Here is a 21,030-nt window from a genome sequence, read left to right on the forward strand (position 1 = left end):
ACAAGAGTAGAACTTTAGAACAAAGAACTTTTATATGGCTTGTCTTTTACACATAAGATATATGCAATGAAAATTGATAAGATGCTTAGCCAAAATGTGAAATATCCAATTTGTGGCATAAATTCATTAAGTATGCTATAGCGCGGCATCATTCCGAATACATAATCAATTACATCATTATGCAATGTCCAAATTGCCGCAACCATTAAATGCCAAAACCTAAATCGATAGTAAGGTGCATATAAGAGCCCTTCTACTGCCATCGCAAAATGAGAAGCAATTAGCATATACCCTTGCCATGGGAGTTCTCCTGAAACAACTAACACTAACACATTCATGACAACAGCCCAAATACCATATTTAAATAAAGTGACAATAGCAAGCACTTCAAAAAGGGGCCAATTTTTCCCCATTAAAAAAGCAATTAACACAAAAACAAAAAACAGACTGGCTGTAGGACTGTCAGGTACAAATAATAAAAAATGGGCTGGTGTTTCCCGAATCTGCCATCCATACCAATAATAGCCGTAAATGGTTCCAGCTATATTAATCAATAGCAAACACCATAAGACGGACCGTTGTCCTAATAATTGAATCAAAAGTTTCATTTTCTCAACTCCACATAACTGCAATTTCAAAATTTATTATTTACGAAAATTTCGTTAAAATAAAAAGCTGACCTTCACCAGAAAGTCAGCTAAAGTTCTATTTATTATTGTGCGCTTAAACCATGGATAAATTCTGAAAGTTGTTTTAACTCTTCATCAGTACCTTTGAATAATCCTCCAGGCATTGCACCTCGACCGTTAACTGCAATTTCAGCAATTTCTTCTGGAGAAAGTGTTTCCCCAGTCTTAGTTAAAGCTGGTGCAGCAGGACCGCCTGTGAGTTCTGTACCGTGACAGCTTAAACAGCCATTCGCTTCAAGAACTTTATAACCTGGATCTTCTTTGTTGATCTCAACTTCTTCCACAATTTCACCTTGTTTAGCAGCAGCTTCCCAGTCGTGGTTAACAACAGATTCCCAAGTCAAGAAAATAGTTGCTGCTAAAGCAAGAAGCATTAATCCTGTTGCAATTGGACGTTTTGATGGACGGCGTTCCGGACCTTTGTCCAACCATGGTGCTAATAATAACGCACCAAATGCTAAACCAGGAATAATCATTGCTCCTATTACTGTATAAGGCCCTGATGCGTATTCATATTTCAGCAATTGGTACAAAAATAAGAAATACCAGTCTGGCAATGGAATATAGCTTGTGTCCGTTGGATCAGCTATACGTTCCAATGGCGATGGATGAGCTACCGTTAAGCAAAGATATCCGATCAAAAAGATGGATCCGATTAACCATTCTTTTAAAAGGAAATTCGGCCAAAAAGCTTCCGTTTTTCCTGGATATTCGGAATAATCTTTTGGAATATTGGGTTTTCGTTCCGCTGATACACGAGAATCCCCAACAAATTTCATCCCTTTTCCGCGATGCATCGTCTTCCCTCCTTATCTCTCTTATGTATTTTATAGTGGACCCGAAATACCTTGTTTTCGAATCATCACGAAATGTAGACCCATTAAACCAAATAACGCAGCTGGCAGGAAGAATACATGGATTGCAAAGAAACGTGCTAATGTTTGTGCACCTACAATTTCAGGACTTCCTGCTAACAATGTTTTAATGGCTGGTCCTAATAAAGGAACAGCTTCAGCAATTTGCAAACCTACTTTTGTTGCAAATAATGCTTTCATATCCCATGGTAATAGGTAACCTGTAAATCCAAGACCTAACATAATAAAGAAAATAAGTACGCCAACAACCCAGTTTAATTCACGTGGCTTTTTATAAGCTCCTTGGAAAAATACACGCAATACGTGTAAAAACATCATGACTATAACTAAACTCGCTCCCCAGTGGTGCATGCCACGCACAATTACACCAAATGCCACTTCATTTTGCAGATAATATACTGATTCCCAAGCATTTTTAATATCTGGCACATAATACATTGTCAAAAACATACCAGATAATACTTGAATTACAGTAATAAAGAATGTAAGACCGCCGAAGCAGTATACAAATGCAGAGAAGTGATGGGCTGGGTTTACGTGTTCAGGCACTTCATGATCAGCAATATCACGCCATAGCGGCGTAATATCTAAACGCTCATCTACCCAATCATAAATTTTATTAAGCATCTATTACGCCCCTCCTATGCTCGTGGTCTAGCTTTTCCTAAGTATAATGTACCATTTTCGACTTTGTAGTCATAAAGATCAAGCGGTGCAAGCGGTGGTGTACCTGGTACGTTTGTGCCATCCTTCTCGTACAATCCGTCATGGCATGGACAGTAGAATTTGTTTGCATGTTTAGGATCGTTCCATGTTACTGTACAGCCTAAGTGTTTACAAACAGGTGACATCGCTTGAATGCTTCCGTCCTCTTTTTTATAAACCCAAGCAGACATTGTAACTTCAGATTCATACCAAGCATCCACTTGCTTAACTTTAAAATCGAAGCGTTGTGGTTCAGTTGTTAATTTTGATTCCTCAACAACTGCTACAAATTCACCTTCAGATGCAGGTTTTAAAACCGGATCGATTGCAAAACGAATCATAGGCGTAAGCATGCCAGCTGCCATGAATCCACCTACACCAGTAAGTGTGTAACTAAGGAATTGTCGTCTAGTTACTTTATCCTTGCTCATTATCTTCCCCCCTCTATTCTATAGTAGTCCATCCGGACAAATCTTTTATAAACACACATATTACTAGGACATACTCATGATAGCGCAAACTTGTCCTTCGGTCAATAAAATCTGTCGAAAAACCCGGATGAAAATAACAGCTACATTTCTTTTCCCCACAGGCTTATCACAACGGTTTGAATCGATTTCAGCTGAGATTTCACGACTTGTTCGATATATTTTTTATCAAGATCTGTAAAGGATATTGATGGAACCCAAATAAGTGTACCTAGCAAATCTTTCTCGTTTAATTTCCATTGCGGGTCTGATGTTAAGAAAAGAACGTGTTTGCTTCCTTCACCGTCTAATTTTTGACTCCATTTATTTAACCTTTCAATTAAACTGAATGATTCCTCTTCTCTTAAATATGTAAATGCTGGCAATACAAGTAGTCTCCCCTTATATTCCCTTTCTAATTCAGAGGCTAATATTGAAGTAAATTCACCCATCTCACAAATTTCGGAAGCATCATTTTGTAATGAAATTGGAATTAAAGGAATGACAATGGTATCTATATATTCTTTAGCTTGCATATACATTTTGATGTCTTGGCTTGTCCACCTCATTCTACACCCCTCCTTTATTTTTAAATTGCTGTAATTATATTATCTATTTAAACACGTTTTTTACTAAAAAACATTATCATTTATATTATTGTCAAAAAATATTCTATAACAGTCTGTACCTACACAAAAAAGCCTTCCTCTTTTTCACGAGGAAGACTTTTGACATTCCAGCAATGAATTTAATTGAGCGGACAATACCATAAACTTATCAAAATCTAAATTATCTAAAGCCTCATCAATTTGTTTTAATAACCTATTTTTCTGAAATGATAATAGTGATTCTTCTAAAAATTGTTGAGCTAATTGCTGGTCTTTTTCATTGATTAAAAGATGGTTCGGGATAAATTTATTTTCTTCTAATACAGCTACATATTTCGCACAGGAGAAAGAGGATTTAAAGTTTAGTTGAATATAAATATCTTGATCGCGATTTAAGCGAATGTCATGAAAAGATTTCTCAGCATCTGTCGTCATTACATTATCTTTATAAAAACGAAACGGTACATCATCAACACAATGTGTAGACATGATGATTCCTCTTGGACAGAATGCGGCCTGCTCAACAAAATGCACCTTTTCCAATAATTGATCATGACTCATTAAGTAATTCAAGATCCAAACACATTCCCGTCTTTTTAACTGATAATTGTTTAAAAACCAGCGCACAAATTCTTTCTTTTCACTGACAGATACAGGGGTAGACAAAATATCCCTCCTCTGCGTTCTCTTATCTCCTTTAATAATAAAATTCTTTAAGAAATGTACAAAATCCTCCTTTCTAATTAATTTTTTTTAAGAAATATTCAAAATCATGCTAAATATAATTGGGGCTTTAAAACAAAAACTTGAAGCCTGTTAAACCTACCATTCCTCTAACCGCAATAGCTCTTCTTCAATGTCCGAATTGGAAGGATCCAGCTCGAGAATTCGCACAAACATTTCTTTTGCCCTTTTTCGATCTCCTAGTTCCAACAAAAAGTATGCGAAGTCACGAAGAAACTGGATATTTTCTTTAAAAGAAGTATATGCACTTTCATAGTGATTTAATGCATCTTTATATCTATCTAACTGTTTTTTTGCTTCAGCCAAATCCCATTCAAATTGAGGATCATACTCATCCATTTCTATCGCTTGTTCGTAAAGTGAAACAACTTCATCATACTCTTCATGGAAAAGATAATAGCTTCCAAGTAAAGTGAGCGCTTCGATATAACCTGGGTCGATCGCAATCGCTTTTTTCAAATAATCTTCTACCTTTTCATGTTTCTCAAGCTTCATTGCCATTTTTGCTGCAAAAACAAGCAATTCTTTATAATCTGGATCATGTTTTAAGCCTTCTTCTGCCGTTTCGTAACTTTCTTTCAAAGATCCAATCTGTTCGTAAGCTTTTGCCATATATAGATAAACTGGAATATAATCTGGATCCAAAACTTTTACTTCATTCCATTTTGCAATGGCAAGTTCGTATCGTTCAAGTTGATAGGCAACAAAACCAAAATTAAACAAAGAGTTAAGCTCAATTTGTTCCTTAAGCCCTTCGGCATAACATTCGAGAGCATCTTCAAAACGACCGGTATGTACATAAGCTTCAGCTAATAGCAAGTTTACATTCGTATTCTCCAGTTCCGCATTTACTTCAATTAATTTTTCAAAAAAAGGAATCGCTTTATTATATTCGCCAATTGAAGCATAAAACTGTCCAAGTCCAAGATCGATAATCGCTTCATTGGGAGCTAGTTTTTTAGCTTGCAACAGTTTTTGTTCAGCCGCCTCATCGAGACCTTGCATTTGAAACATATCAGCCATTAGAACGAGTGATTGCAGATAGGCAGGGTCATCTTTTTTAATTTTTTCTAATAATTGAATAGCTTCCTCTTCTTGATCTTGGTCAATTGCTATTTCAGCCAAATAAATATAAAGCAGACCCTCATTTGGATATAATCGAAGCAATTTACTAAATAAAGCTTTTGCTTCATCTAAAAAACCCCATTTAAAATAGAGTTCTGCAATTTGCAGTTTTTGTTCATCATCCGCATCTTTTACTAATTTTTTTACAATTGTCAATCCTTTTTCAACTTCTCCGGTATTTACGAGTTCGATAGCTTCTTGTAATTTTTCATTCATAGCCTATTACTCCTTTTCAAAAATGAACCCCACCACAGCAGTTGCTTAGAGGTGGGGATTATTTCCTACATGATCAATGGAAGCAAAAAGTCCAGGCATTGTAAGTTTCAATTCTTGGCCATATCCTGGAAAAAAATTCACTTTTCCATTTTCTTTCAGTAATTTTCCTTTATGAACAGTAATAATCGGATCATTATTATCATAATTAAATTTCGAAGATTCTTCAACTTTCTCTCCATCTAAAGGATATTGGTACAGATTATAGTCAAGATCATTTCCAATTAAAAGCTCTCCTTTTTTCGGATAGATACCTATTTGTTTACGTATTAATCTTTGTAATGGGCGTGGGTGGTCATCGAAAGGGAAATAAAGACAAGTAGGTATTTGATGATTTGCTGTCATTTGTTCCCACTCATTCATCTGCTGTTTCAATAATTGTTTGTCCTTTGTATTCCATTTTGGATAAATTGGCACTTGATACTGAAATTGCGCTTCCCGAATCCAACCCCAAGGAATAGAGAAAATATTTGTTTTATCCTCGATATCGATAATAATATACGGCAGTTTATGTCGTTTACATAATCTTATTGTTTGTGGGGATAGTTTTTCTGCAGCCATGTGTACACCAATGATAAAATCGATCGTACTGTTAATCATAGCATGCCTTGCAGCACGGATTTTTTTTTCAAATTCTGATTCATACCGAATATAACAAGGGACAACAACAGTTGTACATCCTTTGTCAATTAGCTTTACTAAATGTTTCTTGTAATTTATAAAATTATCACATTGGAGAATGTTAAAATCGGCCATCACATGTCCAGGTGTCATAAAATAGTTAGAAACATTTACGCGCTTTCCTTGATATTTTTTTAATGATTTTCCAAAATGGCTAATTTTATTTTCAATAATTAAAAAAGAACGAACACAAATCCCATCATCTGAAACTACGTTTGCATCTTCGATAATATAGGTCAATAGAAATGTCCCTCCCTACCATGCTTGTACAAATTTCTTTTCTACAAGTTATGATAATGAGGGACATTATAGAACTTTGTTCAATTATTTACATAATAATTGGAGATGGTCAAAAAAGTTTGGATACGATACAGCAATGGCTTCTGATCGTTCAAGAACTGTTTCCGTTTTGCTTAAAAGGGCAGCAATGGCAAGCATCATACCTATGCGATGGTCTCCATAGCTATTTACTGTCGCCCCATGGAGAGGTTTTTTACCATAAATGATCATTCCATCATTTGTCGGTTCAATCTCTGCTCCCATTTTTCGAAGTTCAGTCACGACAGTGTCTATACGATTGGTTTCCTTCACTTTTAGCTCCTCAGCATTACGAATGACTGTTTTTCCTTCTGCCTGTGTTGCCAAGAGAGCGATTATAGGAATTTCATCTATTAATGTTGGAATTAAATCCCCATAAATTTCTGTACCCTTTAATGAGGATGTTGAAATTGTTAAATCAGCAACAGGTTCGCCATTTAATTCACGTTGATTCGATACTGTTAATTCAGCACCCATATTTTCTAATACTGTAAGAATACCAGCACGCGTCGGATTAATCCCTACATTCTCCAATGTGATCCGACTATTCGGTACGATGGCTCCAGCAACAAGGAAGAATGCAGCGGATGAAATATCGCCAGGTACTTGAATATGAGTACCTGCTAGCGACTGACCCCCTTCGACTGAAACGGACAAACCATCACGGTGGACTTTTGCACCAAATGCGCCAAGCATTCTTTCAGTATGGTCTCTTGATAATGCTGGCTCTGTTACAGTTGTTATTCCTTTTGAAAATAAACCTGCCAATAAAATCGACGATTTAACCTGGGCACTGGCAACAGGTGAATGATAATGGATCCCCACCGTGTTCCCTCCGCGAATCGATATCGGGGTAAACATGCCATTTCCGCGTCCGTCAATTCGGGCACCCATTTCACTTAGCGGCTTTGTAACCCTTCCCATCGGACGTTTAGCAATAGAATCATCTCCGACTAAGACTGCATGAAAAGGTCTTGAAGCCAATATCCCGAGCAATAATCGGATCGTCGTACCGGAATTGCCTACATCAAGAACCTCCCTCGGTTCTATTAAATTATCAATACCACCAGAAATAACTTCGACATAATTGCCATCTTGATGTATTTCTACACCCATTTTTCGAAAACAAGAAATCGTACTTAAACAATCTTCGCCAGGTAAAAAACCTTCAATCGTTGTTTTTCCTTGTGCAATTGCGCCAAACATGACGGCGCGATGAGAGATCGATTTGTCCCCTGGAACTTTAATTGTTCCTTGAAGACTTTGAACATCCGTTAATAATTCCTTCGTTGCCAAAAGAACACATCCTTACATTTCAATAAATGTTTCATATTTGTGTTGTGCAAGAACTTCTTGAGCTTTCTTTCGATCATCTTCATTACGAAAACTTAGTCTTAATACACCCATAATATCTTCTCTTATTTCAATAATTCGAATATTTGTAATGCTAATTTCTTCTTTAGCGAGTATGCTTGTCACTTCAGAAATACTACCAGGATGGTCTAAAACATCAACATAAAGATCATAAAAAGCAGGAATCGCTCCCTTTTGCCTAATAGGCAATCCATCGCGAAACTGTTTAGCTTCTAAAAAATAATGATAAATCGCTTCTCCGTCCATCCTTCTAATCATGTCTTTAACTCGTTCCATTTCTTCTTGCCATTTTTGCAGTAGTTTAAGCAAAATTTCTTTATTATGAAGAAGAATATCACGCCACATAATTGGGCTGCTTGAAGCGATTCGCGTTATATCTCTAAATCCTCCTGCAGCAAGCCTAGAAACAGTCGAATTTTCTTCAGCGATCATTGCAACCTGATGAACTAGGCTAGCTGCAACAATATGTGGAAAATGACTAATGGCACCGGTTAACTCGTCATGTTCATCTGGTGATAAAATTAAAAAGTTTGCTTTCGTTCCTTCAAGCCAATCTTTCAGTTCATCTATTTTTTCACGAGACGTTTGTTTGGAAGGTGTAAGAATATAAAAAGCATTTTCAAATAAATGGGCTCTTGCAGCACTAACCCCGCTTTTATGAGAACCAGCCATCGGATGACCGCCGATAAAGGTTACACCCTTTTCTAGCAAGAGCTCTGCTTTTTTCATTATTTGCTTTTTTGTACTGCCAACATCGGTAATAATAACTGATGGATCTAAATCAACTGTTGCCAATTGTTCAATAATCTTTTCCGTCTGCTGCACGGGAGCAGAAATTACGATAAGATTCGCTTTCACTGCTCCCTCTTCAATCGAATTTGCACTTTCATCAATTACTTGCAAAGTTTTTGCTAAACCTACACGTTCTTCATTAACATCGAAGCCAATTATATTAATATCATATTTCCTTTTTATCGCTAAAGCAATCGAACCACCTATTAATCCTAGTCCGATTACAAAAACAGTTTTCTTCAAGAAAGGGACCTCCTAGTTAACACTCAACATTTCTTTTAATGTTTCAATGAGTTCTGCATTTTGTTCATAGCTTCCAACTGTAATTCTTACTGCCGTTGGGTAACCTAGAGCTGTCCCTGAGCGAACGATAAAACCTTTATGTAATAAATAGTCAAACACTTCTTGGCCTGAGCGCTTGAAATCTATTAAAATAAAGTTCGCTTGTGATGGAAAATATGATAAGCCGTATTCTTCACAAAATTGATAAAACTGCTCCAATCCTTCCCGATTGGCTTTTACGCATTTCTGAATGAATTCTTGGTCATCAACAGCTGCACAAACAGCTGCTTGAGCAATTCGAGATGTATTAAATGGACCTCTCGCTGGGTCAAGTGCTTGAATAAGATTCGGGTGTCCTATACCATATCCTACTCGTAAAGCAGCAAGGCCATATGCTTTTGAAAATGTGCGTAATACCAATAGGTTTGGATATTCATTCAGTAAAGATATTGTATCTGGATAATCTTCCGCAACAACGTATTCTTTATATGCCTCATCAATAACAATTAATACATGTTCCGGGACTCTTTTGATAAAATTAATAAGTTTTTCTTCATTAATATAAGTTCCTGTCGGATTGTTAGGTGAACATACCCATACAATCGCTGTTTGATCATCAATTGCATTCAGCATACCTTCCAAGTCATGTTCTCCATTGATATTATCTACCATACGGAGTTCTGCCCCTTGAATAATCGCATTATGGCTATATTGTGAAAAAGATGGGTGGGCCATTACCGTATTTTTACTAGGAGAAAGTAATGCGGTACAAAGAATGTCGATCAATTCGTCTGAACCATTGCCAAAAATAAGCTGATTTTCTTTAACTCCCAAAAAGTTTGCCAGTTTTTCCCGTATGTTTCGGGCATAGCCATCAGGATAAAGCGCTAACTCATCGAGGCTCTCTTTAATGGCCTCTTTTGCCTTTTCTGAACAGCCAAAAGGATTTTCATTCGAGGCCAGTTTTACGATTTTTTCTAAGCCAAGTTCTCGTTGAACTTCTTCAATTGGCTTTCCAGGCTGATATGGCGTTAAGCCGATTAACTGATCTTTAACTTTTATTTGCATGAAACCCCCACCATTTCTACATAACTATTTTTCACACTTCAAAGCGAAAAAGTATTATTATTTGATTTTAACATAGAATTATAATTGTTGTCGCAAAAATTTTCAATAATTTCAATTAACTTCTGAATTTTTCTGGCATCTTTACGCCACATTGTTTCAATTCCGCTTGAAATATCGATACCATCCGGTCTATAGTTTAATATTTCAGATACATTATCCGGTGTAATTCCACCAGCGATGAAACACGGTACTCCTTGGATTTGGGCTTCTTTCTGATAGGCGGGAATCGCATCCCAATCAAAACGTTTCCCAGTTCCTCCCCATGCGCCGTTTACTTTTGAATCAATAACATACCCGTCAGCAATGTGATAAAAAGATTTCATTTTAACTAAAGCTTTTTCGTTATGGTGGATGGCTTTCCATACGGTTAATCCGGTCGCCATTTTAGCCTCGATAACTTGTTCAGGATTTTCATCCCCATGAAATTGGATAATATCCAATGGAACGTATTGCAACACAGAAGCAATTTCTAAAAGGCTCGGATTGACAAAAACACCTACATACTTTTGTGAACGGCCTTTTTCAATTTGCTCAAGCCATTTGCTACATTCAAGCGGGTCGACTTTACGTTTGCTTTCAGCAAATACAAGGCCAATATATGGGACACCACTAGCAACTGAATATTTTAAATCTTGAAAAGAATGATTTCCACATAACTTAATCATTGTTCTACTCATTTTACCACACCAAATAATTGATAAATTCCTTGTTCTGGCGATTCCGCTCTCATTAATGATTCTCCAACTAAAACAGCATCCGCACCTGCTTTTCTGACCCTTTTTATATCATCATAAGTAAAAATTCCGCTTTCACTTACAAATAAGCTATCCTTTGGAATCATCTGAGCAATTATTTCTGTTTGTTTTAAATCTACTTCAAATGTTTTTAAATTACGATTATTTACACCGATAATCTTAGGAGTAAAAAGGTTTAAGATCCCTTCTAGAGCTTCTGGGGAATGAACTTCAACTAAAGAGTCCAAACCAAGTTCTGCTGCATAATGATAAAGTTCAGCAAGTTTTGAAGGCTCTAAAGCTTCAGCAATTAAAAGAATAGCATCAGCCCCAAGTCGTTTGCTTTCAACAATTTGTAATTGGTCAATAATAAAATCTTTGCGCAAAATTGGCAAAGAAATTTCTCTTTTTAATAGAGGAATATAATCTCTAGACCCAAGAAAATATTGTTGATCAGTTAATACAGAAATCGCATTTGCTCCTCCGGATTCATATTCTATTGCGATCATTAGTGGATGAAAATTTTCTTTTATGATACCCTTTGATGGTGAAGCTTTTTTTACTTCGGCAATAAGCGCAACTTCTCTTTTCTTATTTTTTAAAGCATTATAAAATGAAACATGATGGACTGATTCCTCTGGAGGCAGCACAAGTTGTGCTACCTCTTCTTTTTTTGTTTCAAGAATTTTATTAAGCATATTGCTCGTTCTCCTTTATGAATCGATGATAATTTCGAAGTTTCTGAAGATGATTGATAGCATCGCCTTTTTCTATGACTTTGCGTGCCAACCCTACACCTTCTTTAATCGTGGCGCATTTTCCTGCGGCGTAAAATCCTGCGCCAGCATTTAAGAGGACGATATTCATTTGTGCCTGGTTCGCTTTATTAGCAAGGACGTTTTCTAAAACTCTTGCACTTTCTTCAACAGATGAAACGCGGAGATCATCGATTGAACCCCGTTCTAATCCGAACTGTTCCGGTGAAATTACTGTTCTTGTAATTTTACCATTATTTAATTCAACGACATCCGTTTCCGTTGTAATCGTACATTCATCTAATCCGTCCTTTCCGGTGACTAGGAGCACCCGTTTTGAACCTAAGCGTTTTAAAGCTTCAGCCATTTTATCTGCCAATCTTGTATCATAAACGCCTATAAGTTGATATTTGCAACCGGCTGGATTTGATATTGGCCCTAATATATTAAAGATTGTCCGGAACCCGACTTCTTTTCTTGGTACAGCAGCATAACGCATAGATGAATGATAAAAAGGAGCAAATAAAAAACTCAAGTTATTTTCATTTAAGGATTGCTTTGCTTCTTCCGGCGTACTTTGAATATTGATTCCCAACTTTTCTAAAACATCAGCACTACCACTTTTTGAAGTGAAAGCTCTGTTGCCATGTTTTGCAACTTTCACACCAGCAGCTGCCAAGACGATCGAAGCTGCTGTCGAAATATTAAACGTAGAAGCTCCATCTCCACCTGTACCGCACGTATCAATAACTGTATCATTTTCATAATCTACTTGAACCATATGCGAACGCATCGCTTTTGTAAAACCGACCAATTCATCAACAGTTTCTCCCCTGAAACGCAAAATCGAAATTAGACTGGCTATTTGGCTTGCGGTCGCATTCCCCGACATGATCTCATTCATCACCTTTTCGGCTTCCGTCTCCGTCAACTTGTCGCCCATAATGCATTTATTCAAAATATCTTTAAACATAAGATTTTTCCTCCCTTTTGAACATTTTTTCTGCTAGCTTAATACTTTTGATTAGAGCGCTTGCTTTATTGATCGTTTCTTTATACTCAAGTTCGGGAACAGAGTCTGCAACAATACCAGCACCGGCTTGAATAAATGCCTTTTTGTCTTTAACAAGGATGGTTCGTATTGCAATGCAGGAGTCGATATTGCCATCAAAACCAAGATAAGCAACTGTTCCGGCATAAATATTACGAGCGGTCGGCTCCAACTCTTGTAAAATTTGCATCGCACGTATTTTCGGTGCTCCTGAAACGGTCCCTGCCGGAAAAGCGGATATAAGTGCGTCAAGCGGGTCAACAGCTGCATCCAATTGACCGGTCACTTTTGAAATTAAATGCATCACATGTGAAAATTTTCCGAGTTCCATTAATACTGGCGTTTTTACAGAACCATAAGCTGCAACTCTACCAATATCATTTCTTGCCAAATCAACAAGCATGTAATGTTCAGCACGTTCTTTTTCATCAGCGATCAACTCTTTGGCCAATGCTTCATCCTCTTCTTTCGTTCTTCCTCTCCGTCTAGTTCCCGCAATAGGATGAATTTCGAGATGACCATTTTCAATCTGAATTAATCGTTCAGGTGAGCTCCCTACTAACTCATAGTTGTCCAGCTTTAAATAAAATAAATAAGGTGAAGGATTGACCATTCGTAGAACACGGTATAAATCAAAACCGCTGACTGTAATCGGGATTTCAAACCTTTGAGACAATACCGCTTGAAAAATATCACCAGCTTTTATATACTCTTTAATTTTGTTGACGTCTCTTATAAAATCTGCTTTCTCATAATTGGAAACAACATCGCTGAAATCGACAATCGGCGTTGGTTCAAAAGCATTTAATCCTTCATATTTTAGTTTTGCATCAAAAATTTTTGTCATCATTACATCTATTTTTCTATGAACCTCTTCGAAAAGATCTTGCAATTCTTCGTTTGATTCTGTCCCGTTTAGGCGGGCAAGTTGTATAATTGTCAATTCCTTACGCTCATGTTCAAAAGCAATCATCGTTTCACAAATCATAAACGATATACGATTTAAATTTAAATCATCATTGACATGATCCGGCACTTTCTCAAATAAAGAAATTGCATCATAACCCATTACACCGACAGCCCCTCCCCAAAAAGGAAGAGAAAGTTCCGGGTCTTTTACTTTTAACAATTCATAAACTTGCCGGAATGCATCTTGAAATCGATCTCTTGTGGCGACCGTTTCCTTGAACTCATTTTTGATCAAAAATGTGCCGTTTTTTTCTTCCAAAAATAAAAAGGGAGATAAACCTATAAATGAGTATCGGGACCATGGGGAAGCATCGTCTTTACTTTCTAGGAGAAAATTAGCTTCCGGTTGTAAATTTTGAAAAATTTGTATTGGTGTAATAGTATCAACGAAATATTGCTTAACAATTGGAATTGTCCGATAAAATTTTGAGTCTTCAATAAATGAGGAAAAATCATAATGAATCATAAAACACCCTCCATTTTTTGGACGGACTAATCCGCTCCTTTTTATTGATGGAGAATGAGGAGATTTTGAGAAGAAAAAAAACCCTAAGAAATATGCCTAAAAAGGCATAATAATCTTAGGGTAGTGATGTTCTTTATATATTTTATAATTAATTACATATCAACTCTGCTCTTCTCTGCTCTACTCATTCTACCCTAAACTTACTAATCTCAGCTAAATTTGCTAAACTAAACTTATTAGAAATCTTATTATAGGTTTTAGTGTTTGTCAATCAGAAATTTCAAACTAATCTTATTGTTGAGAAAATAAATCCGGTCTTAATACTTTCGCTCCTTCAAGATAAACATGCTCGATTTCATTCTGTTTTTTCTCTGTTTCAACTGTCATCATTACTCGAATGCATTTTTCAAGAGAATTAACGACAGGAACTTCCCGCATACACATAACAGGTACGTATGTCCATCCTTCCAACAAGCGCATCGCTTTTGCAGGGAAAACGGCATCAAGATCATCTGTTACGGAAATAAGCACTTGAGCAACGTTTTCAGCTTCAATATTATTTTTTTTAATCATTTCATCGAGAAGTATTTTCGTTTTGGCAATCATTTCATCCGCATCATTTTTTGTTACGGTAATCGCCCCCCTTATCCCACGAATCATCTTTGTTGCACCTCCTCAAGTTCTTTTTCTAAAATTGATAAGATTAATTCATCTTCTACTTTTACCGTTTCTACTTCGCCAATTTGCTTCATTAAAACCATCCGAATCGTTCCTGATTGAGCTTTTTTATCTTTTTTCATCAATTGAAGCAATGAGGCTGCATCAAGATGTTTTGGGATTTCTGGATAATGAAATTGCCTAAACCATTTTCTAAACTTTTGAAGTTCTAAATCAATGCCGTAATATTCTTCGCTCACCCGAATAGCAAATAACATACCGATCGCAACTGCATCGCCATGGCTCATTTTCCCATATCCGAGACCTGCTTCAATAGCATGGGCAAGCGTATGCCCAAAATTCAAATATGACCGAATCCCACTTTCTTTTTCATCTTCGGCTACCACTTCTGCTTTCACAGTTATTCCTTTTGCCAAAGCAAACTGCAGTTTTTCATCTCGCAAATCAGCGAGCGTATGTATTTCTGCTTGCAACCAATCATAAAACGGTTTGTCCCAAATTAAAGCATGCTTAATTACTTCGGCAAAACCGGACCTCCACTGTTCCTCCGGAAGAGTTGAAAGCATCTCAATATCATAAACGACGGCTTCAGGTTGATAAAAGGCGCCGATCATATTTTTTCCAAGTGGATGATTGATGGCCACTTTACCACCTACAGAGCTATCATGAGCTAGGAGTGTTGTCGGCATTTGAATAAATGCAATCCCCCGCATATAGGTTGCAGCAACAAAACCTGCCAAATCGCCAACGACGCCACCTCCTAAAGCAATAACTAATGCTTTCCGATCGAGTTCTTTCTCAAGGGCAAACGTAAGGATATCATAAAATACAGAAAATGACTTCGCTTCTTCCCCAGCTGGGACTACATACGAATAAACATTGCTAAAGTCAGTCAATGAAGACTCTATTTCTTTCAAATAAAGTGGCTCAACGATAGAATCTGTAATAATTAGGACGCTTGAGAATTCTCTTTCGAGCGCTTGGATGAAAGACTGAATTTGAAAACGTATGCCCTTACCAATATACAAAGGATAAGTTTTTGATGCTGTTTTTATCGTTAATGTTTCCATCAAAAATTCCTCGCTCGTTCATTCCATTTTTCAATATTTTCTTTGATTAAGTCCATTCGATCTTTCCCAAACTGGTCAACAATTGCTTTAGCAATTTCCCAAGCTACAACAGCTTCTGCAACAACGCTCGCTGCCGGTACTGCACAGCTGTCTGAACGTTCTATGCTCGCTTCAAACGGTTCCTTCGTATCAATATCAACGCTTAATAGGGGCTTGTATAAAGTTGGGATCGGCTTCATGACGCCGCGAACGACGATTGGCATGCCTGTCGTCATTCCACCTTCAAAACCACCTAAATTATTTGTTTTTCTCGTATACCCTTTTTCTTTAGACCATATGATTTCATCATGAACTAGACTACCTGGTCTTCTTGCAGCTTCAAAGCCAATACCGAATTCTACACCTTTAAATGCATTAATACTCACGATACTAGCAGCTATTTTTGCATCAAGTTTATTGTCATAATGTGTATAACTGCCAACGCCTGCCGGCACACCTTCAACAATAACTTCAACAATACCACCGATCGAGTCGCCTTCTTCTTTCGCTTTATCAATGGCAGCCATCATTTTTTTCTCAGCTTCTTCATCTATGCAGCGAACCGGTGATTGTTCTGTCTTTTCTTTTAACTCTTCAAGACTTGAATATGATATTTTTTCAGCTTTTACACCACCGATTTCAAGTACATGACCAGCAACGGTAATACCTAACTCTGCTAATAGTTTTTTAGCAACAGCTCCCGCTGCAACTCGTACCGTTGTTTCCCGAGCTGATGAGCGTTCTAACACATTTCTCATATCACGATGACCATATTTGATCGCTCCTACAAGGTCCGCATGTCCAGGTCTCGGCCGTGTAATTTTCCTCTTTATTTCTTCTTCTTGTTCAGTTGGGATCGGTTCAATTCCCATAATTTTTGTCCAATGTGTCCAGTCATCATTTTCGACAACAAGTGTAATAGGTGAACCTAATGTTTTTCCATGTCGAACCCCGCTTAAAATTTTAACTTGATCTTTTTCAATCTGCATCCGTCTTCCCCGGCCATGCCCTTTTTGACGTCTAGCAAGTTCTATATTTATATCTTCCGCTGTTAACGGCAATTGTGCTGGAATTCCTTCCAAAATTGTTGTTAATTGTGGACCGTGTGATTCCCCAGCTGTTAAATATCTCATCCTCTTCACCTCTTTAAAGCTTTTATGTATTAATATATCATACTGTCTATTATTTGTCGTCAGTATATTTAGAAATCTTATTTTCTAAATTTTCAGGTAGAAAAATGTATCTTCTGATTTCAAACCATATAAATGCGGATTAAAGATCTGTTCTGTACTGCCAACAAATAAAATTCCTCCAGGTTTTAATGCAGCACTAAATTTTTTGTATAAAATCTCTTTTGCATCTTCTGTAAAATAAATCAGGACATTGCGACATACAATTAGGTCAAAATTGCTTTCGAATGGGTCAGCCAATAAATTATGCTTTTTAAAAGTGACAGTTCTTTTCACTTCATCATTAACTTTATAAAATAAACCTTCTTTTGTAAAAAACTTTCTTTTAATATCCTCCGGTACCTCCGCCAAAGAACGTTCTGGATAAATACCAATTTTAGCACGTTTAATAACATTTTCGTCTATATCGGTGGCCAGAATTTTGATTTGAGAAAGTGGCATAAAATGTGAGAGCACCATTGCGATTGTATATGGTTCTTCCCCAGTTGAACAAGCGGCACTCCAAACTTTTAATCGCTTGCTTTTTGCCAACAGCTGCGGAATGATTTTGTTTTTTAAAACTTCCCATCGTTTCCCATTGCGATAAAATTCAGAAACGTTGATGGTCATTCGATCTAAAAATTCATTCAAAACAGTTTGATCCATCTCCATCGCATCAAAAAATTGCTGGAAATTTTTAAACCCTTTTTTTTCATATAGGGACGTTAGTCTCCGTTTCATTTGTGCTTCTTTATAACAGGATAAATCAATCCCTGTTTTTTTATAAACTTTTTTTATGAAATCTTGATAGTCGTTGTTCATTTTTTCTCCTCTTTCATTAGACCGCCCTTGTTTTTTATCATAACAAAACGGTTCTTTAAGTTCTACTAGAATCGAAGAGCAAAAAAACAACTAGCCCTTCGGCTAGTTGTATTAATATACCCATTCATCCACTTGTTTGCTATATTCGCTAATTTCATTTTCTTTAAACCAAAGGTTGATTTCACGCTCAGCACTTTCTGGTGAATCTGAACCGTGAACAACATTTTTGCCAACAGTTAAACCGAAATCTCCACGAATTGTTCCTGGAAGTGCTTCGGCAGGATTTGTTTTTCCCATCATTTGGCGGGCAGTTGCAATTACATTTTCCCCTTCCCAAACCATCGCAAATACAGGGCTTGAAGTAATGAAGTCTACAAGTTCACCAAAGAAAGGACGCTCTTTATGTTCTGCATAATGTTGTTCAGCCAGTTCTTTAGAAACTGTCATCAACTTTGCACCTACAAGCTTAAATCCTTTCTTTTCAAAACGGGATACGATTTCCCCAACTAAATTGCGTTGTACCCCATCAGGCTTAACCATAATAAAGGTTCTTTCCATCTTTCATCTCTCCAGTCTTTATGTATAATGTTCACAAAAATCATTTCACATTTTATCAAAATATACTAATGATGGCAATGTTTCTAAAATTTACGTTTCCCAATATATTTCGCAATATTTAATAATGCCGTTTTCTCCTGGCAATTAGGCAACTCTTTTAAAATGTTAAATGCTTTTTGCAAATAACGATCACTGATCCTCTTTGAATATTCAATTCCACCAGATTGTCTTACTAATGTTATGATATGTTGCATATTTTCTTTATTATTTTTTATATCAAATGAATCAATGATTTCTTTTCGGAGACGTTCATTACGCAATGCATACAAAACAGGCAAAGTTATATTTCCTTGGAGCAAGTCACTTCCTGCTGGTTTGCCTAGTTCTTTTTCTGTTCCAGTGAAATCAAGAATATCGTCGGTAATTTGGAATGCCATCCCGACATAATAGCCAAATCGGTATAATTGTCTTTGTACGACCTGCGGCGCCTCTGAAACAATTGCCCCAAGCTGACAACTTACTGCAATCAATATCGCAGTTTTTCTTTTTATTCTGCGAAGGTAAGTTCTTAAATTTTGATTCCAATTAAATTTATCTTTAATTTGCTCAATTTCACCAATACATAAGTCTACCATCGTTTTGGACAGTACTTGATGAGCTTCAATCTTATTAATATTTGTCATCAATTCCACTGCTCTAGCAAATATATAGTCTCCGGTATACATCGCAATACGATTATCCCATTTTGACTTTATTGTAGGCGCTCCACGGCGTAATTCCGCATTATCAATTACATCGTCATGAACGAGAGAAGCTGTATGGATGAGTTCGAGCGCAACTGCAACATCTTTTATTTCATCAATATTATAATTTCCAAATTTGGCAGACAACAAAACAAAGACTGGTCGAATCCGTTTCCCGCCAGCCTGCAAAAGGTGCATAGAAGCTTCTTTTAGCACTGGATTATCAGCCTGCATTGCTTCTTTCAACGCTTTCTCGATTAAATCTAATTCTGAATTTATGAAAGTGTAGAGCTTTTTTAATTTCATTCATTTCACCTTAATCAACTGCGTATTTCGAAACAGGCTTATAGCCTAAATGCATGGCACAAACTCCCCCAGTATAGGCTTTTACTTGTATGTTTTCAAACCCAACTTGTCGGAACATTTCTGCCAATTCTTCTCGACCTGGAAAATCTTTGGCAGACTCCTGCAGCCATGAATATTCTTTATAGCTTTTGGCAAATAGTTTGCCCAATATAGGCATTATAAATTGGAAATAAAAATAATAGATTTGCCTGAAACCAATCATCGTTGGTTGAGAAGTTTCAAGGCAAACGACCTTTCCACCCGGCTTTACTACACGGTACATTTCCCTTAAAACTTGCATATAATCAGGAACATTGCGCAACCCAAAACCGATTGTAACGTAATCAAAGCTATCGTCTCCAAACGGTAATTCCATTGCATTTCCGTGGATAAGCTCTACATTTTGAAGTCGCAAATTTGCAACCTTTTGCTCGCCGATTTTCAACATATTCCTGCTGAAGTCAAGACCGACAACTTTCCCATTAGGTCCGACTGCTTGGGCCAACGCGACGGTCCAGTCACCTGTCCCGCAACAAACATCAAGAGCCGTAGAACCAGGTTGAACGTTCATCCTTTTCATTGTATCTTTCCGCCATGCTTTATGACGCTGAAAACTAATGATTGAATTCATGACATCATATTTCTCAGATATTTTTTCAAATACTTTATGGACACGTTCTTCCTTTGAATAATCCACAATTCACCCTTCTTTCACGGCTTTTTCAATTACTAAATCTAATCGATTGATAAAATCCCTAATCTTTTCACTAAGAAAACAGTATGTTCTTTTATGATGTTTGAGGAATGTTTCTAAATAATGAACAGATTTCATCATTTGTTTTTCGATTAAAGCTAGCGCTTGATTCCGATCCACTCCGGCATATAGCCGTTCGTTTTTTTCTTGCAGCAATCGAATTTTATCTATAACAACCGATAGACCGCTCACAGAAAAATTTATTTTTTCATTGTTTAGCCTATTTGCCAATAAATATTCTTTTGCTAAATTTTTTAAATCAATATTGCCAAAATAAGTTGCGATTTTTTGAATGAGAAGCGAATCAACCATCGCAACACGATCAATAAAATCATCAAGATCATTTAGATCGTTTTGATAAATAGAAATTTTATGTTCATTAATTTCTTTGATCGCTGTTGACAATACTCTGATCATTTGTAAGTCTTCAACTTGAGATAATAAATAATAATATAGTCCGCTATAATAATCTCCGGCCAGTACTGTCAGCTGGCGTTTTTTCATAAAAGGATGATGATCGTCTATCCGCCTAAGGCCAACAAGTTCATGAGTATCCAATGCGATTTGGACGAGCATCGTTGCAACCATTATCGACTTGATTTTCTCTGCAGGAAGCTCTGTTTCTTTTAATATACTGTATAAGAGAAACAATTTTTGTTCGTCTATGATGGGGACATCTATAAATTCCATTAAATAAGGATGTTTGACCCGCACTTCTATGTCCCTTTTTATATGTTCAATTTCCTCATAGATGTCGTTCACGCTCATCACCCTTGTCCATTCTTTATGAAAAGATTAGGTTTATCACCATTCTTT

At 36.8% G+C, this 21,030-nt stretch carries 23 protein-coding genes; all 23 read right to left on the bottom strand.

The window, feature by feature from the left end; all coding sequences use genetic code 11:
- Positions 1-14: 14 nt before the first annotated feature.
- On the bottom strand, positions 15-608 hold the full coding sequence (gene lhaT / locus HR057_RS10975) for a lipoprotein heptaprenylglyceryl N-acetyltransferase LhaT (RefSeq protein ID WP_173731480.1): 594 nt from the start codon (positions 606-608) through the stop codon (positions 15-17).
- Between the two features lie 104 nt (positions 609-712).
- On the bottom strand, positions 713-1,486 hold the full coding sequence (locus tag HR057_RS10980; RefSeq protein ID WP_173731481.1) for a menaquinol-cytochrome c reductase cytochrome b/c subunit: 774 nt from the start codon (positions 1,484-1,486) through the stop codon (positions 713-715).
- Between the two features lie 30 nt (positions 1,487-1,516).
- The gene (gene qcrB / locus HR057_RS10985) at positions 1,517-2,191 is read right to left on the bottom strand and encodes a menaquinol-cytochrome c reductase cytochrome b subunit (RefSeq protein WP_173731482.1); all 675 of its coding nucleotides are present in this window, start codon (positions 2,189-2,191) and stop codon (positions 1,517-1,519) included.
- Positions 2,192-2,205: 14 nt separating this feature from the next.
- Positions 2,206-2,700 carry a QcrA and Rieske domain-containing protein gene (locus tag HR057_RS10990; RefSeq protein ID WP_173731483.1) on the bottom strand — a complete coding sequence of 165 codons (495 nt, stop codon included), beginning with the start codon at positions 2,698-2,700 and terminating at the stop codon, positions 2,206-2,208.
- 140 nt (positions 2,701-2,840) lie between these two features.
- Positions 2,841-3,305 (bottom strand): YpiF family protein, encoded by a 465-nt coding sequence (locus tag HR057_RS10995; RefSeq protein ID WP_173731484.1) that lies wholly within the window; start codon positions 3,303-3,305, stop codon positions 2,841-2,843.
- A gap of 144 nt (positions 3,306-3,449) precedes the next feature.
- Positions 3,450-4,010, bottom strand: a complete 561-nt coding sequence (locus tag HR057_RS11000) for a ReoY family proteolytic degradation factor (RefSeq protein ID WP_173731485.1) — start codon at positions 4,008-4,010, stop codon at positions 3,450-3,452.
- Positions 4,011-4,166: 156 nt separating this feature from the next.
- Positions 4,167-5,429, bottom strand: a complete 1,263-nt coding sequence (locus HR057_RS11005) for a tetratricopeptide repeat protein (RefSeq protein ID WP_173731486.1) — start codon at positions 5,427-5,429, stop codon at positions 4,167-4,169.
- Between the two features lie 45 nt (positions 5,430-5,474).
- Positions 5,475-6,407, bottom strand: a complete 933-nt coding sequence (locus HR057_RS11010) for a hypothetical protein (protein WP_173731487.1) — start codon at positions 6,405-6,407, stop codon at positions 5,475-5,477.
- An 84-nt stretch (positions 6,408-6,491) separates the two neighbouring features.
- Entirely contained in the window at positions 6,492-7,781 is a 1,290-nt protein-coding gene (gene aroA, locus HR057_RS11015; protein WP_173731488.1) for a 3-phosphoshikimate 1-carboxyvinyltransferase, read from the bottom strand.
- 12 nt (positions 7,782-7,793) lie between these two features.
- Positions 7,794-8,894 carry a prephenate dehydrogenase gene (locus HR057_RS11020; protein ID WP_173731489.1) on the bottom strand — a complete coding sequence of 367 codons (1,101 nt, stop codon included), beginning with the start codon at positions 8,892-8,894 and terminating at the stop codon, positions 7,794-7,796.
- Between the two features lie 12 nt (positions 8,895-8,906).
- A complete protein-coding gene (gene hisC / locus HR057_RS11025; protein ID WP_173731528.1) occupies positions 8,907-9,995 on the bottom strand; it encodes a histidinol-phosphate transaminase in 1,089 nt (362 codons plus the stop codon).
- A 44-nt stretch (positions 9,996-10,039) separates the two neighbouring features.
- A complete protein-coding gene (locus HR057_RS11030; protein WP_173731490.1) occupies positions 10,040-10,738 on the bottom strand; it encodes a phosphoribosylanthranilate isomerase in 699 nt (232 codons plus the stop codon).
- Positions 10,735-11,493, bottom strand: coding sequence for an indole-3-glycerol phosphate synthase TrpC (trpC, locus tag HR057_RS11035; RefSeq protein WP_173731491.1), 759 nt, complete (start codon positions 11,491-11,493; stop codon positions 10,735-10,737). Before trpC ends, HR057_RS11030 begins: the two co-directional genes overlap by 4 nt.
- On the bottom strand, positions 11,486-12,523 hold the full coding sequence (gene trpD, locus HR057_RS11040) for an anthranilate phosphoribosyltransferase (RefSeq protein ID WP_173731492.1): 1,038 nt from the start codon (positions 12,521-12,523) through the stop codon (positions 11,486-11,488). Before trpD ends, trpC begins: the two co-directional genes overlap by 8 nt.
- Positions 12,516-14,036, bottom strand: coding sequence for an anthranilate synthase component I (trpE, locus tag HR057_RS11045; RefSeq protein WP_173731493.1), 1,521 nt, complete (start codon positions 14,034-14,036; stop codon positions 12,516-12,518). Before trpE ends, trpD begins: the two co-directional genes overlap by 8 nt.
- Before the next feature lie 291 nt (positions 14,037-14,327).
- Positions 14,328-14,696 carry a chorismate mutase gene (gene aroH, locus HR057_RS11050; RefSeq protein ID WP_173731494.1) on the bottom strand — a complete coding sequence of 123 codons (369 nt, stop codon included), beginning with the start codon at positions 14,694-14,696 and terminating at the stop codon, positions 14,328-14,330.
- Positions 14,693-15,784 carry a 3-dehydroquinate synthase gene (aroB, locus tag HR057_RS11055; RefSeq protein ID WP_173731495.1) on the bottom strand — a complete coding sequence of 364 codons (1,092 nt, stop codon included), beginning with the start codon at positions 15,782-15,784 and terminating at the stop codon, positions 14,693-14,695. Before aroB ends, aroH begins: the two co-directional genes overlap by 4 nt.
- A complete protein-coding gene (gene aroC, locus HR057_RS11060) occupies positions 15,784-16,956 on the bottom strand; it encodes a chorismate synthase (protein WP_173731496.1) in 1,173 nt (390 codons plus the stop codon). The genes aroB and aroC overlap by 1 nt, the downstream gene beginning before the upstream one ends.
- Positions 16,957-17,040: 84 nt before the next feature.
- Positions 17,041-17,814 carry a CheR family methyltransferase gene (locus HR057_RS11065; RefSeq protein WP_173731497.1) on the bottom strand — a complete coding sequence of 258 codons (774 nt, stop codon included), beginning with the start codon at positions 17,812-17,814 and terminating at the stop codon, positions 17,041-17,043.
- A 111-nt stretch (positions 17,815-17,925) separates the two neighbouring features.
- Positions 17,926-18,372: a nucleoside-diphosphate kinase gene (gene ndk, locus HR057_RS11070; RefSeq protein ID WP_173731498.1), complete on the bottom strand. Its 447-nt coding sequence runs from the start codon at positions 18,370-18,372 to the stop codon at positions 17,926-17,928.
- A gap of 83 nt (positions 18,373-18,455) precedes the next feature.
- Entirely contained in the window at positions 18,456-19,421 is a 966-nt protein-coding gene (gene hepT / locus HR057_RS11075; protein ID WP_173731499.1) for a heptaprenyl diphosphate synthase component II, read from the bottom strand.
- 10 nt (positions 19,422-19,431) lie between these two features.
- Positions 19,432-20,157: a demethylmenaquinone methyltransferase gene (locus HR057_RS11080; RefSeq protein ID WP_173731500.1), complete on the bottom strand. Its 726-nt coding sequence runs from the start codon at positions 20,155-20,157 to the stop codon at positions 19,432-19,434.
- A 3-nt stretch (positions 20,158-20,160) separates the two neighbouring features.
- Positions 20,161-20,976, bottom strand: coding sequence for a heptaprenyl diphosphate synthase component 1 (locus tag HR057_RS11085; protein WP_173731501.1), 816 nt, complete (start codon positions 20,974-20,976; stop codon positions 20,161-20,163).
- Positions 20,977-21,030 lie beyond the last annotated feature (54 nt).

The organism is Calidifontibacillus erzurumensis (assembly GCF_013303125.1).
GTDB classification, from domain to species: Bacteria; Bacillota; Bacilli; order Bacillales; family Bacillaceae_J; genus Calidifontibacillus; species Calidifontibacillus erzurumensis.